The sequence below is a fragment of the Propioniciclava sp. LT432 genome, from assembly GCF_059515965.1.
The window spans coordinates 22,330-35,969 of sequence record NZ_JCAKNE010000027.1 but is presented as its reverse complement, the minus strand read 5'-3'; the positions used below and the strand labels follow the sequence as shown (position 1 = coordinate 35,969).

Below are 13,640 nucleotides of genomic sequence, written 5' to 3'. Positions count from 1 at the left end.
GGTAACGATGAGTCTGACGGGGAGCAAGGTGCTCGTGGTCGATGACGACGTGGCCCTGGCCGAGATGCTGCAGATCGTCCTGCAGGCCTCCGGGTTCGAGACGGCCTGGGTGGGCCGTGGTGACGAGGCGGTGGACGAGTTCCGCCGGTTCCGCCCCGACCTCGTGCTGCTCGACCTCATGCTGCCCGGCCGCGACGGGGTGGACGTGTGCCGCGACCTGCGGGCCGAGTCCGACGTCCCCATCGTCATGCTCACCGCGAAGTCCGACACGTCCGACGTCGTCGAGGGCCTGGAGTCGGGCGCCGACGACTACGTGGCCAAGCCGTTCAAGACCCAGGAGCTGCTCGCGCGCGTCAAGACCCGCCTCCGCCGCTCCCTCCCACCCGGGGACGACCCGGTCGTCCTGCGCCTCGGCGACATCGTGATCGACGTGGACGCCCACACCGTCCACCGCGGGGACGAGGTGATCTCGCTCACGCCGCTCGAGTTCGACCTGCTGCTGGCCCTCGCGCGGAAGCCGCGCCAGGCGTTCACCCGCGAGTTGCTCCTCCAGGAGGTCTGGGGGTACAGGCACCCCGGTGACACCCGGTTGGTCAACGTCCACGTCCAGCGGCTCCGCAGCAAGATCGAGCGCGACCCCGAGCACCCCGAGATCATCGTGACCGTCCGGGGCATCGGCTACCGCGCGGGGACGACGCCCACCTCACCATGAGCCGGCTGGGCCGCGTGCTCGGGTACCCGGCCCGCTGGTGGGCGCGGTCGCTGTCGTTCCGCGTCGTCACGAACAGCGTGCTGGCCGCCCTGGCGGTGTTCGGCGTGACCGGATGGTTGCTCGTCGACCAGTCGACCCGCGGCATCCTCGAGGCGAAGACGGACCAGTCGGTGTCCGAGGCGTCCGCGGTGCTGGAGGGCATGCAGGCCTCGCTGCGGGACGCCGACCTGCGGACGTCCACCGTGAACGAGCACCTCACCCGGCTGGCGCGCGACGTGGCGAGCCGGGGCAATGTGGGGGACCAATACGACCTGGTGATCTCGGGGCCCGTCTCCGACATCACGTCGGCGGGAGTCTCGGTGTCGTCGGTGCCCTCGGCCATCCGCGAGGCCGTCGGCGCCGGCGGGGAGGGCCTCTTCACCACACCCACCTCGATCTCGTTCACCGACGGTCGGACGCCGCGGGCCGGCCTCGTCGTCGGCGGGGCCCTGCTCGCCCCGGGGTCGGGCCGCTACCCGGTGTACTTCCTGTTCGGCATGGACCAGGAGCAGAAGACGCTGGAGGTCGTCCAACGGTCGGCCCTGCTCGCGGCCGCGGTCTTCCTCCCCCTGATGACCGGGCTCATGTACCTGATCTCACTGCAGGCGCTCCGTCCGATCCGGGCGGCGCGCGAGACGTCCGAGCGCATCGCGGCGGGGCACCTCGACGAGCGCATGATGATCCGGGGGTCGGACGACCTGGCCGGCCTGAGCCGGTCCATGAACCACATGGCCGACGAGCTCGGCCGCAAGATCCAGCAGCTGGAGAACCTGTCGTTGGTCCAGCGCCAGTTCGTCTCCGACGTCAGCCACGAACTGCGGACCCCGCTCACGACCGTCCGGATGGCGGCGGACGTCCTCTACGACGGCCGGGACGGTTTCGACGTGGTGACCCGGCGTTCGACCGAGTTGCTGAAGGGGGAGCTGGACCGCTTCGAGCACCTGCTCACCGAGTTGCTGGAGATCAGCCGCTTCGACGCGGGAGCCGCGGAGCTGCAGGTCGACGACGTCGACCTGGTGCAGCTCGTCGCCACCGAGATCGCCGCGCAGCAACCCTTGGCCGACGCGTACGCCACGTCTTTGGTCCTCCGCGCGCCGGATGCCGTCCGGTGCCGGGTCGACCCGAGGCGCGTCCGCCGCATCGTCAGCAATCTGCTCAGCAACGCCATCGAGCACGGCGAGGGGCATGACGTCGTCCTCACCGTCGCAGCCAACGCCGAAGCCGTCGCCGTGACGATCCGCGACCACGGTGTCGGCTTCAGCGCTGCGCAGGCGCACCAGGTGTTCACCCGGTTCTGGCGGGCGGACACGTCACGTCAGAGGACGGTGGGCGGCTCGGGACTCGGGCTCTCGATCGCCCTGGAGGACGCCCAGTTGCACGGGGGCTGGCTCAACGCGTGGGGTCGCCCGGGGCACGGTGCCCAGTTCCGCCTGACGCTACCCGTGGAGCCCGGGGTGGCGGCTCTGGAGTCGCCCCTGCCCGTGGTGCCCGACGAGTGGAGGTCCTCATGAACCGCGCGCCCCTCGTCGTGGTGCTCGTCGTGCTGGCCCTCGTGGCGACCGGGTGCAGTGGCGTCCCCACCACGGGCCCGGTGACGCAGGTGCAGGCCACGCCGGGGAGGCTCAATCCCGGGGTGGTGATCGCTCCCGCGCCGCCGGGTCGGAATGCGTCGCCCATCACGGTCGTCGAGGGCTTCCTCCACGCGATGGCGTCCTCGCAGCCCGACTACGCCGTCGCCCGGACCTACCTGACGCCCGAGGCGTCCGAGCGGTGGCAGCCGGAGGCCGGCGTCCGCATCTACGCCGAGGGCAACCCGGTCGTCGCGACCGACGAGGGCGCGATGCTCCGTGCCCCGGTCGTCGGCACCCTCGACTCGGCGGGCTCCTACCGGCAGTCGATGGAATCGCTCGACCACGACTTCGGACTCCTCCGTGACGAGGACGGCCAATGGCGGATCGGGTCGCCCCCCGAGGGGCTGCTCGTCTCCGAGTACCTGTTCACCAGTGCCTTCACGCGCGTCACGCCGTACTTCTGGGCCCCGGGGGGACGGTGGCTCGTGCCCGATCCCCGGTACTTCCCACGAGGCGCCGGCGCCTACGAGCGGGCGGCCGAGGCGGTGGTCGGCGGGGCCACGGAGTGGCTGTCCGGCGCGGTCGAGCCACCCCTGGAGGGGATCGCCCTCGAACGGGTGGTCGTGTCGGCCACGGGGGTGGCGCAGGTCCGCCTCCGCCGGACCGGACGCGACCTGACGCAGGCCCAGCGGGTGGCGCTCGCGACCCAGCTCGCCTGGAGCTACCGGTCGTTCGAGTCGATCGTGGCCGTCACCGTGGGATGGGGGGAGAACGACCCCTGGTCGGTCGAGCCGTACGGGACCGACGTCCCGGTCGGCGGGTTCCCCGAGGCCGACCCCACGGCGCGCCAAGGCAGCCGCCAGTTGTTCGCCGTGGCCGGCGGGCAGGTCGTCCGTGTCGTGGAGGGGGCGGGCGGCATCGAGCACCTGCCTGTCGCGCCGGGAGTGACCGACGTGAGTCTCGCCGCCGTCCGGTCGGACGCTCTCATGGCGGCGGCGGTCAGCGCCGACCGCGGCGCCCTCGTGGTCACCCCGCTGGGGGAGTCGGTCGTCACGCAGGTCGGTTCCTCCACCGGCTTCGGTCGACCGCAGTTCGACCGGCTGGGCGACCTCTGGGTCGACAACGACGCCGGGGAGTTGGGCCGGGTGCCGGTCGAGGGTGGTTCTTGGGCGCCCGTGCGCGTCGAGGGGCTGGGGGAGGGGCGCGTGAGCACGTTCCGCGTGGCCCCTGACGGAGCCCGGATCGCGATGCTGGTCGAGCGACCCGGCGGGCAACGGTCCGTGGGCCTCGGCCGCGTCGTCCGCGGCCAGGGGGAGGTGGCGGTCGAGGGCTGGCGCGAGTTGCGCGTCGCCACGACGTCCGTCGCCCAACTCATTCCGCTGGACGTCGGCTGGCGCGGAGCGGACTCACTGCTCGTCCTCGTCAAGGACGGCCGGACCAGCACGGTGCAGGCGGTCGCCCAGGACGGTGCCACCATCGTCCCGATCGGGCCCACGGAGGCGAGCGACCTGGTCGAACTGGCGGTCGCCCCCGGTGTCCCGCCGATGGTACGGACGGTCGACGGCAAGGTGTGGCGCTACAACAGCGACCTCCGGTGGTCGCAGCACGACGTCGAGCTCGCGTCGGTGTTCTACCCCTGACGGGCGGCGCCTAGTGTCCCCGGCGTGCCGCGACCGTTCGTGGACGCCGCCGCGTCCCTGTTGCTGGGGGCAGCCTGCCCCGGGTGCCGGACGCCCTGCGCCGGTCTCTGTCGCGCGTGCAGCCTCCTGCTCGCCGGTGCCGAGCCGTTCGAGGTGGCGAGCTCCGGGTGCGACGTCCCGGTCCTGGCCGCCGCCGCGTACGCCGAGGTGTGGCAGCGCTGCATCGTGGGCTACAAGGAGCGCACGGGCTGGTGGCTGTCGGCGACGCTGGGCGAGGCGCTGGCGTTGGCGGTGGCCGTGGCCGTACGGGCGGTGGGGACGCGTCCCGGCGGGCTCGTGCTCGTGCCCATGCCGTCCCAGCCACGATCCGTGCGCGAACGGGGCCTGGACACGACGCTCGCCCTCGCGCGAGTCGCCGCGCGTGCCCTGGGTGGGGCCGGTGTGCCCACCCGCGTCGAGGCGAACCTGAGCCACCGGCGGAGGGTGGCTGACCAGTCCACGCTCGGAGAGGCCGACCGGCTGACCAACGTGACCGGGGCCCTGGTGGCGCGTCGCCGTTCGGGCGTGGCGGAGGCCGGTGGGAGCGCGCTGCGCGTGGTGGTGGACGACCTCACCACCACCGGGGCGAGCTTGAGGGAGGCCTGCCGCGCCCTCCGGGAGGCCGGGACGCCGGCGTCCGCGTGCGCGGTGGTGGCGGCCACGCCCCTGCGTCGTGGGCGTTGACCGAGGAGGTGGGTGGTCTCCCGTGTGTACGGCAAGTTAACTGCGGGGAACGCGTGATTGTCGGGCGGTTCCGCGCTAGGTTGGGGACATGGCACCAACCGCCAGCCCCTGACCCTCAGGAGTAGGCGCCGGTGCCATTTTGTTACCCGAACAAGGAGGTTGGCATGGACGTCATCGTCACCGGCCGTCGCGTCAGCATCACCGACGAATTCAAGGACAAGGTCGCCGAACGGATCTCCGGGATCGAGAGGTTCCGGGATCGTGTCCAGCGCGTCGAGGTGCAGGTGTCCGCGAGTCAGCACAAGCAACCGGACCAAGCGACACAGGTGGAGATCACCCTGATCGGGAAGGGCCCGGTCGTCCGGTCCGTGGCTTCCGCGGACGACAAGGCGATCGCGTTCGAGCACGCCCTCGACAAGATGAAGTCGCAGCTGCGCCGTGCCCAGGACCGCCGCAAGGTGCACCGCGGACTCCGTGTCTCCGACACCCTCGAGGTTCCCCCGCCGCGTCCGGCGGCACCGGCCGAGGACGCCCCGTCCGTCCGCCGCATCGCCGGCCTGGAGGTCACCGGTGACGGTCCGCTGGTCGTCCGGGAGAAGATCTTCCCCGCCACGCCGCTCACCCTGGCGCAGGCCCTCGACGAGATGGAGCTCGTCGGGCACGACTTCTTCCTGTATGTGGATGCCGATTCCGGCGCTCCGAGCGTGGTGTACCGCCGCAAGGCCTACGACTATGGCGTGATCCACCTGGACGTCGACGCCGACGCGTGACCGAACCACACCGGACGGCCGGGCATCGGGAGCGATCCTGATGCCCGGCCGTCGCCTGTCCCATGCGCAGGCCCGCCGCGTGGCGTTGGCCGCGCAGGGGTTCGGACGCCCGCGCCCGGCCACGGTGACCATGAGGCACGTGCAGGCCGAGATCGACCGGGTCGGCGAGTTCCAGATCGATTCTGTCAACGTGGCCGTCCGAGCCCACCTCATGCCCCTGTTCGCGCGGTTGGGTGCCTACGACCCCGCCCTGCTGGAGCGCGCCTGGCAGCGCGCGCCGCGCCGGTTGTTCGAGTACTGGGGACACGCGGCCTGCCTCGTCGACGTGACGCTGGAGCCGGCGCTGCGCCTCCGCAAGCGGTCCCTCGCCACCCGCGAGCGGGAGCGGTTCACCCGCATCCTGGAGCACAAGCCGGACCTGGTCGAGCGCATCCTCACCGACGTCGCCGAGCGGGGTCCGCTGACCCCGCGGCAGATCGAGAACGAGGAGGTGCGCCGGAAGGTGCACTGGGGTTGGAACTGGTCGGAGGCCAAGTACGTCTTGGAACACCTCTTCAACGTCGGGACGTTGTCCGTCGCGGGCCGGAACGCTGCCTTCGAGCGGCTGTACGACCTCACCGAGCGGGTGTTGCCGCCGGCTGTGCTCGCCACCCCGGACCCGGACGACGACACCTCCCGTGACCTCCTGGTCGCCCGGGCCGCCAGAGCCCTCGGGGTGTCGGATCTCACCGCGCTGAGCGAGTACTTCCACCTGCGCAAGGCCGAGACGCTGGCGTCCGTGCGGCGGCTCGTGGCCCGCGGCGAGTTGGAGGAGGTCGAGGTGGCCGGCGTGACCGGGCCGCACTGGTTGTGGCACGAGGCCCGGATGCCGCGCTCGCTGCACGCCCACGCGCTGGTCAGCCCGTTCGACTCGTCGGTGTTCGAGCGACGACGGTTGGAGAACCTGTTCGGCACGCGCTACCGCATCGAGATCTACGTTCCCGAACCCCAGCGCGAGTACGGCTACTACGTGTACCTGTTCTGGCTCGGTGACTCCCCGGCCGCGCGGGTCGACCTCAAGGCCGACCGCGCCCGCGGCGTCCTGATGGTGCAGTCGGCGTGGCTGGAGGAGGGCCGCCGGGCGGACGAGGTGGCCCCGCCGTTGGCGTCCGAACTGCACCTCATGGCCGGCTGGCTCGGGCTCGGCGCTGTGGCCGTGGGGCCCCGGGGGACCTTGGCCGCCACCTTGGCACCCCTGGTGTGACCCCCACGGTGGCCGACCCCCTACCATGGGGGACGGTGCCGAGCCGGCGCCGAACGGACGACGAGGAAGCACAGACACGTGGGCCTGTTGGACAAGCTGATGCACTTGGGTGAGGGGCGCCAGATCAAGCGCCTGGAGACGATCGCCAAGCAGGTGAGCTCCATCGAGCCCGACTTCGAGGCGATGAGCGACGAGGAACTCCGTGCCCAGACGGACGAGTTCAAGGCGCGCTACGCCAACGGCGAGACCCTCGACCAGCTGCTGCCCGAGGCGTTCGCCACGGTGCGCGAGGCCGCACGGCGCGTGCTCGGCAAGCGGCACTTCGACGTCCAGTTGATGGGTGGCGCGGCGCTGCACCTGGCCAACATCGCCGAGATGAAGACCGGTGAGGGGAAGACGCTGACCGCAACGCTGCCGTCCTACCTCAACGCGCTGACCGGCAAGGGCGTCCACGTCGTGACGGTCAACGACTACCTGGCCAAGTACCAGTCGGAGCAGATGGGGCGCGTCCACCACTTCCTCGGCCTGAGCACCGGGGTGATCCTCCAGCACATGACCCCGGCCGAGCGCCGCGCGGCCTACGCCGCCGACATCACGTACGGCACCAACAACGAGTTCGGCTTCGACTACCTGCGCGACAACATGGCCCTGGCGTTGGAGGACTGCGTGCAGCGCGGTCACCACTTCGCGATCGTCGACGAGGTCGACTCGATCCTCGTGGACGAGGCGCGGACGCCGCTGATCATCTCGGGACCGGCCGAGGAGAACAAGCGCTGGTACCCGGTGTTCTCCCGCCTCGCCAAGCGGATGATCCGCGACACCCACTACGAGGTCGACGAGAAGAAGAAGACCATCTCCGTGATGGAGCCCGGCATCGCGCTCGTGGAGGACCGCCTCGGCATCGAGAACCTCTACGAGTCGGCCAACACGCCCCTGATCAGCTACCTGAACAACGCGATCCGCGCCAAGGAACTGTTCAAGCGCGACAAGGACTACATGGTCACGCCCGACGGAGAGGTCGTCATCGTCGACGAGTTCACCGGACGCACGCTGGTCGGGCGCCGCTACTCCGAGGGCCTGCACCAGGCGCTGGAGGCCAAGGAGGGCGTGGAGATCAAGGAGGAGTTCCAGACGCTGGCCACCATCACGCTGCAGAACTACTTCCGCATGTACGAGAAGCTCTCCGGCATGACCGGTACGGCCAAGACCGAGGAGAGCGAGTTCCAGAAGATCTACGGCCTCGGCGTCCTGCCGATCCCGACGAACCGGCCCATGATCCGCGTCGACCAGGCCGACCTGATCTACCGCACCGAGGACGCCAAGTTCGACGCCGTGGTCGCCGACGTGGTCGAGCGGCACGCCGCCGGGCAGCCCGTGCTGCTGGGCACGGCCTCCGTGGCCAAGTCCGAGGTGCTCAGCAAGCGGCTGGTGAAGGCGGGCGTCCCGCACGAGGTGCTGAACGCGAAGAACCACGCGCGTGAGGCGGCGATCGTTGCGCTGGCCGGACGCAAGGGTGCGGTCACCGTGGCCACCAACATGGCCGGCCGTGGCACCGACATCATCCTGGGCGGCAACCCCGAGTTCCTCACCGACGCGGCCCTCCGGGAGAGGGGCCTCGACCCGGTCGAGAACCCGGACGAGTACGAGGCGGCCTGGGCGGAGCTCTATCCCAAGGTCGAGGAGCAGACCAACGCCGAGCACGAGGAGGTCGTCGAGCGGGGCGGCCTGTACGTCGTCGGTTCGGAGCGCCACGAGAGCCGACGCATCGACAACCAGCTCCGCGGTCGATCTGGCCGCCAGGGCGACCCGGGCGAGTCACGGTTCTACCTCTCGCTGCAGGACGACCTGATGCGCCTGTTCAAGGCCGACCTGATCGAGCGCGTCCTCCTCGTCCTCAACGTGCCGGACGACGTGCCGATCGAGAACAAGCAGGTCACCAACTCGGTGGCCAGCGCGCAGGAGATGGTCGAGAGCCAGAACTTCGAGATGCGCAAGAACGTCCTCAAGTACGACGACGTGATGAACCGTCAGCGTCACACGATCTACGGCGACCGTCGGCGCGTGCTCGAGGGCGCCGATGTGGACGAGCAGCTCCGCGTCGCGGCGGCGAAGGTCGTCGAGCAGGTCGTCCGGGAGCACACCCAGGGCTTCGCGGAGGACTGGGACCTCGACGCCCTGTGGGCGCAGTTGCGCACGCTCTACCCCGTGGGCCTCGACATGGCCGACTACCACGATGCCGACATGACGTCCGACGAGCTGGTGTCCGACTTCGTCGCCGACGTCTCCCGCGCCTACGACGCCCGCGAGGAGCAGCTGGGGGACGAGGTCATGCGCGAGGTCGAGCGCCGCGTCGTGCTCAGCGTGCTGGACCGCAAGTGGCGCGAGCACCTCTACGAGATGGACTACCTGCGCGAGGGCATCGGCCTGCGGTCGATGGCGCAGCGCGACCCGCTCGTGGAGTACCAGCGCGAGGGCGGCGACATGTTCAACGCCATGATGGATGCCTTCCTGGAGGAGTCCATCGGCTACGTGTTCAACCTCGAGGTCAACGTCACGCCGCAGGTCGGCGTCGTCCGCGATGCCACGGGCGCCCCCGTCGACGTGGCGGCGGCGGCTCAGCTGACGTACTCCGGCCCCACCGAGGACGGGAACGTGGAGGTGCACGGTGACCCGGACGTGGTCGAGGCCGAGCCCGAGGAGCCGGCTCCGACGAACCGCCGGCAGCGTCGCGCCAACAACAAGCGCAAGTAGCGCGACCCATCCGCATGTGCCCGTCCGCTCACGAGCGGGCGGGCACGCGCCCGTCCGCGGCCAGTGCCGCCTCCAGCGTGGTGACGGCCCAGCGGGTGGTGCGCCGTTCGATGCGGACGGCGAGCGCCGCGCACCGGGTGGCGGACGCCAGCCGCGCCGACGCCTCGACGACGCCGTCTCGTGGGCTCTGCAGTCGGACGCCGACGAGACGCATCCCACTGGCGGCCCCGGCCCGGACGAGGTGCTCCATGAGCAGGGCGACACGCGGCGCCAGGAGGGGACGCAGTTGGGCGAGCGGACGCCGTCCGGCCAGCGACTCGGCGAGGGCCCGGGTGATGGTTCTGGCGACCCGGTCCGCGTCCGGCGAAACATCGACGACGGGGACCGCCACGGCGGTGATCTCGTCCTCCGGCAGCGGTGACTGGGGTGGCACCCCGGCGTCGGACGGGAACGCGAGGGCCACGACGTGGGGCCGGGTGCGGGGGGCGGGAAGGACGGCGACGGGGGTGGGCATGCACCCACTGTGCGGGTGGCGGCGGGTCCGGGACCAGCATTCCGACCTCTGCTTGTGGACAACTCATGCCATGCTGGGCCCATGCTCGTGTTCGTCCCCCTTTCCCCGGCCGACCTGGCCGAGTGGGCCAGGTCCGGTAAACGCGACGTGGTCGGGTACGCCGGCACGCCGCTGTTCTTGGAGTCCTTCGGCCTCTCCTCCCCCGACAGTGAGGACGCGGACCTGACACTGCTCGAGATCGCGGGCGTCGCCGGCCTCCTGGCCCACGGCGTCCGCCTCGTGGCGGTCTGCGACACGGACGCCTCCGGGGCGGAGCCGGCCGAGTTCGGCGCCGTGGTGGCCGACAACGTCCCCTGGAGGTTCGTCGAGAGCCTGTTCACCGACGACGAGGACGGCGCCGCCCGGGCCGCCGCTGCTAGGGCCGAGATCGGTGAGACCACCTTGGACCGTGCCTGGGAGACGGACGCCGTCAGCGACCTGCTGCGCGGTACCGAGCTGCTGTGGCACGGTTCCTCCGAATGGGAACGCCTGTCACACTAGGGAACATGCCTCGTAGCTTGTGGAAGGGCGCCGTCTCGTTCGGCCTCGTCACGATCCCGGTGAAGCTGTACTCGGCCACCGAGGAGAAGGACGTCACGTTCCGGCAGGTGCACCCCGCCGACGGCGGGCGCATCAAGTACAAGCGCGTCTGCGAGGTGTGCGGCCAGGAGATCCCCTACGCGGAGATCGCGAAGGGGTATGAGGCAGCGGATGGACGCCTGGTCGTGCTCGAGGCGTCCGACTTCGACGACCTGCCGTTGCCCACCGCCAAGCAGGTGGAGATCGTCCAGTTCGTCGAGCTGGACGAGATCGACCCGACGGCCTACAACAAGTCCTACTTCCTGGAGGCCGAGGGGCCGGGCGCGAAGCCCTATGTGCTCCTGCGCGAGGCGCTGAAGAAGGCCAAGAAGGTCGCCGTGGTGAAGGTCGCGTTGCGCTCCCGTGAGTCCCTCGCGCTCATCCGGGCCGTGGACGGCCTGCTGGTCCTCCACACGCTGCTGTGGCCGGACGAGCTCCGCGATGGTGCGTTCGCCGCACCGTCGGACGAGATCAAGGCGTCGAAGGGCGAGGTCGACATGGCCGGCATGTTCATCGAGCAGCTGACCGCTCCCTACGACCCCACGCAGTTCACCGACACCTACCGGGAGGCGCTCGAGGCCGTGGTCGCGGCGAAGCTGGGAGAGGCGCCCGCACCCACGGCGTCCGAGGAGCAGGCCGAGGGTGCCGGCGACGTCGTCGACCTGGTGGCCGCGCTCAAGGCGTCCGTCGAGGCGGCCAAGAAGAGGCGCGAGGCGGCGGCCAAGGGTGCCGACGAGCCCGCGAAGAAGGTCAAGAAGGCAGGCTGAGGTTCGGGTTTTCATCGATGCGCGGGGGCTTTGCGGCAGGATTCAGTGGCTGACTGACGAACGTCGCAAGCATCTGTCGCTGCGTTCGCTGCCGGTGGCACTGTGCGGCAGCTATCCTTCCGGGCATGGATGCGCAGACATCGGTTCCCCGACCCGTGAACGAGCCCGTTCTTGGTCACGCCCCCGGCTCGCGCGAGAGGGCCGAGTTGGAGGTGCGCCTGGCCGAGATGGCGGGGGCGGGGCCGATGGCGTTGGACGCGTGGATCGGTGGTGAGTGGCGTCCGGGGACGGGTGAGGACTCGTTCGAGGTGACGATGCCGTCGGACCACCGGCACGTGTTGGGCACGGTGCAGCAGGCGGGTGCCGAGGACGCGCGGGCGGCCATCGACGCGGCGTTGACGGCCGCCCCGGCGTGGGCGGCGTTGCCGTTCGACGAGAAGGCGGCGATCTTCCTGCGGGCGGCGGACCTGATCGCGGGACCGTACCGCGCGACGATGAACGCCGCGACGATGCTGGGGCAGGGCAAGACGGTGCAGCAGGCCGAGATCGACGCGGCGTGCGAATTGATCGACTTCCTGCGGTTCAACGTGGCCTACGCGCAACAGATCATGGCCGAGCAGCCGATCAGTACGCCCGGGGTGTGGAACCGGATGGAGTACCGCCCCCTGGAGGGGTTCGTCTACGCGATCACGCCGTTCAACTTCACCGCGATCGCGGGCAACCTGCCGACGTCGGCGGCGTTGATGGGCAACCCGGTGTTGTGGAAGCCGGCGTTGACGCAGTCGTTCGCGGCGCACGTCTTCGCCGAGGTGCTCCAGAAGGCGGGCATGCCGCCGGGTGTGATCAACATGCTGCCCGGGCACGGCAAGGAGATCTCGGACGTGGCCCTGTCCGACCCGCACCTGGCCGGGATCCACTTCACCGGGTCGACCGCCGTGTTCCAGGGCCTGTGGCAGCAGGTGGGCGCCAACATCGCCGGCTATCGCGGGTACCCGCGCCTGGTGGGGGAGACCGGCGGGAAGGACTTCGTGCTGGCGCACCCGTCGGCTGATCCGGTGGCGTTGGTGACCGCGTTGGTGCGGGGGGCGTTCGAGTACTCGGGCCAGAAGTGCTCGGCGGCGTCGCGGGCTTACCTCCCGCGGTCGATCTGGGAGCAGGTCAAGGACGAACTCGTGCGGCAGACCGAGGCGCTGGCGGTGGGAGACGTGCGTGACCTGGCGAACTTCACCTCGGCCGTGATCGACAAGCGGGCCTTCGACAAGCTCGCCGGCGTGATCGACGCCTGCCACGCCGACCCCACGATGGACGTCATCGCCGGCGGCACGTACGACGACGCGACCGGCTGGTACGTGCGGCCGACGATCGTGGTCGGCACGGACCCCCTGTCGGACATCTTCTGCACCGAGTACTTCGGTCCGATCCTGGGCGTGCACGTGTATGAGGATGATGACTTCGAGCAGGTGATCGACCTGGTGGACTCCGCGGCGCCGTACGCGTTGACCGGGTCGATCTTCGCCACCGACCGGACTGCCGTCCAGGCGGCCCTGACCGGGTTGCGGTTCACGGCGGGCAACTTCTACATCAACGACAAGCCGACCGGAGCCGTGGTCGGACAGCAGCCGTTCGGTGGAGCGCGTGCGTCCGGCACGAACGACAAGGCCGGCTCGATGTGGAACCTGATCCGCTGGGCGTCCCCCCGGGCGATCAAGGAAACCTTGGTCCCGCCGACCGCGACGGGCTACCCGCACATGCTCTGAGATCGCCGGCGGCTGGCGGCGGGGCGTCAGCGGGCGAGCCACTCCCGGCCCACGCGAGCCTGGTCGTCCAGGGCCTCCAGGATCGCGGGGGCGGCCTCCTTCTCGATGCGGCCACCGATGAGGGGCACCTTGACGGTCAGCTCCCCGTCGTAGGTCAACTCGGTGCCGGACCCCGCGGGCGCGAGCAGCGTCGTACCCTCCACCGCCACCGGCGTGCCCGGGATCGTCATCGTGAAGGTCCCCGTGCGTCCACCGCCGGAGCTCTCCTGACCCCAGTCGACGTCGAGGACGACCCGCAGCGTGGCGCCGATGAAGGCCCTCACCTCGGCCGGCGACTCGACGGTGACCTCCACCGCGGTGCGGGTGCCGGAGGCGGCCACCCGGGCGTCCGGGGTGCCCAGGCGGTCCGCCGCGTGGCGGAGGAAGCCCTCGTCGGTGAACATGCTGAACACGTCGGTGGGTGCGGCCGGGAAGACATGACGGCTGGTGAGCTGCATGCCCTCGATTATTGCGGCTGTCCCTCATCGGCACGAAG

12 protein-coding genes are annotated in these 13,640 nt (G+C 70.6%); 10 read left to right on the top strand and 2 right to left on the bottom strand.

Annotation, left to right across the window (positions count from 1 at the left end; translation table 11 throughout):
* Positions 1-7 precede the first annotated feature (7 nt).
* From mtrA to secA, 7 genes are all read left to right on the top strand, one after another.
* Positions 8-712, top strand: a complete 705-nt coding sequence (gene mtrA, locus AC5YDV_RS15170) for an MtrAB system response regulator MtrA (protein WP_496184314.1) — start codon at positions 8-10, stop codon at positions 710-712.
* Positions 709-2,262: an MtrAB system histidine kinase MtrB gene (mtrB, locus tag AC5YDV_RS15165; RefSeq protein WP_496184313.1), complete on the top strand. Its 1,554-nt coding sequence runs from the start codon at positions 709-711 to the stop codon at positions 2,260-2,262. Before mtrA ends, mtrB begins: the two co-directional genes overlap by 4 nt.
* Positions 2,259-3,962 (top strand): LpqB family beta-propeller domain-containing protein, encoded by a 1,704-nt coding sequence (locus AC5YDV_RS15160; protein ID WP_496184312.1) that lies wholly within the window; start codon positions 2,259-2,261, stop codon positions 3,960-3,962. Before mtrB ends, AC5YDV_RS15160 begins: the two co-directional genes overlap by 4 nt.
* Before the next feature lie 24 nt (positions 3,963-3,986).
* The gene (locus tag AC5YDV_RS15155; RefSeq protein ID WP_496184311.1) at positions 3,987-4,685 is read left to right on the top strand and encodes a ComF family protein; all 699 of its coding nucleotides are present in this window, start codon (positions 3,987-3,989) and stop codon (positions 4,683-4,685) included.
* A 164-nt stretch (positions 4,686-4,849) separates the two neighbouring features.
* The gene (gene hpf, locus AC5YDV_RS15150) at positions 4,850-5,455 is read left to right on the top strand and encodes a ribosome hibernation-promoting factor, HPF/YfiA family (protein WP_496184310.1); all 606 of its coding nucleotides are present in this window, start codon (positions 4,850-4,852) and stop codon (positions 5,453-5,455) included.
* 40 nt (positions 5,456-5,495) lie between these two features.
* Positions 5,496-6,698 carry a winged helix-turn-helix domain-containing protein gene (locus AC5YDV_RS15145; protein WP_496184309.1) on the top strand — a complete coding sequence of 401 codons (1,203 nt, stop codon included), beginning with the start codon at positions 5,496-5,498 and terminating at the stop codon, positions 6,696-6,698.
* 78 nt (positions 6,699-6,776) lie between these two features.
* Positions 6,777-9,449, top strand: a complete 2,673-nt coding sequence (gene secA, locus AC5YDV_RS15140; RefSeq protein ID WP_496192518.1) for a preprotein translocase subunit SecA — start codon at positions 6,777-6,779, stop codon at positions 9,447-9,449.
* A gap of 28 nt (positions 9,450-9,477) precedes the next feature.
* On the opposite strand, the gene AC5YDV_RS15135 is transcribed toward secA, so the two are convergent.
* Positions 9,478-9,963, bottom strand: a complete 486-nt coding sequence (locus AC5YDV_RS15135) for an Rv3235 family protein (RefSeq protein ID WP_496184308.1) — start codon at positions 9,961-9,963, stop codon at positions 9,478-9,480.
* Positions 9,964-10,044: 81 nt separating this feature from the next.
* Here AC5YDV_RS15135 and AC5YDV_RS15130 point away from each other — a divergent pair, with 81 nt between their 5' ends.
* From AC5YDV_RS15130 to pruA, 3 genes are all read left to right on the top strand, one after another.
* Positions 10,045-10,503 carry a DUF6912 family protein gene (locus tag AC5YDV_RS15130; RefSeq protein WP_496184307.1) on the top strand — a complete coding sequence of 153 codons (459 nt, stop codon included), beginning with the start codon at positions 10,045-10,047 and terminating at the stop codon, positions 10,501-10,503.
* Between the two features lie 5 nt (positions 10,504-10,508).
* Entirely contained in the window at positions 10,509-11,348 is an 840-nt protein-coding gene (gene ku, locus AC5YDV_RS15125) for a non-homologous end joining protein Ku (protein ID WP_496184306.1), read from the top strand.
* A 155-nt stretch (positions 11,349-11,503) separates the two neighbouring features.
* Positions 11,504-13,105 carry an L-glutamate gamma-semialdehyde dehydrogenase gene (gene pruA, locus AC5YDV_RS15120; RefSeq protein WP_496192517.1) on the top strand — a complete coding sequence of 534 codons (1,602 nt, stop codon included), beginning with the start codon at positions 11,504-11,506 and terminating at the stop codon, positions 13,103-13,105.
* A gap of 26 nt (positions 13,106-13,131) precedes the next feature.
* Here the strand turns inward: pruA and AC5YDV_RS15115 are convergent, their stop codons facing one another.
* Positions 13,132-13,602 carry a DUF2505 domain-containing protein gene (locus tag AC5YDV_RS15115; protein ID WP_496184304.1) on the bottom strand — a complete coding sequence of 157 codons (471 nt, stop codon included), beginning with the start codon at positions 13,600-13,602 and terminating at the stop codon, positions 13,132-13,134.
* Positions 13,603-13,640 lie beyond the last annotated feature (38 nt).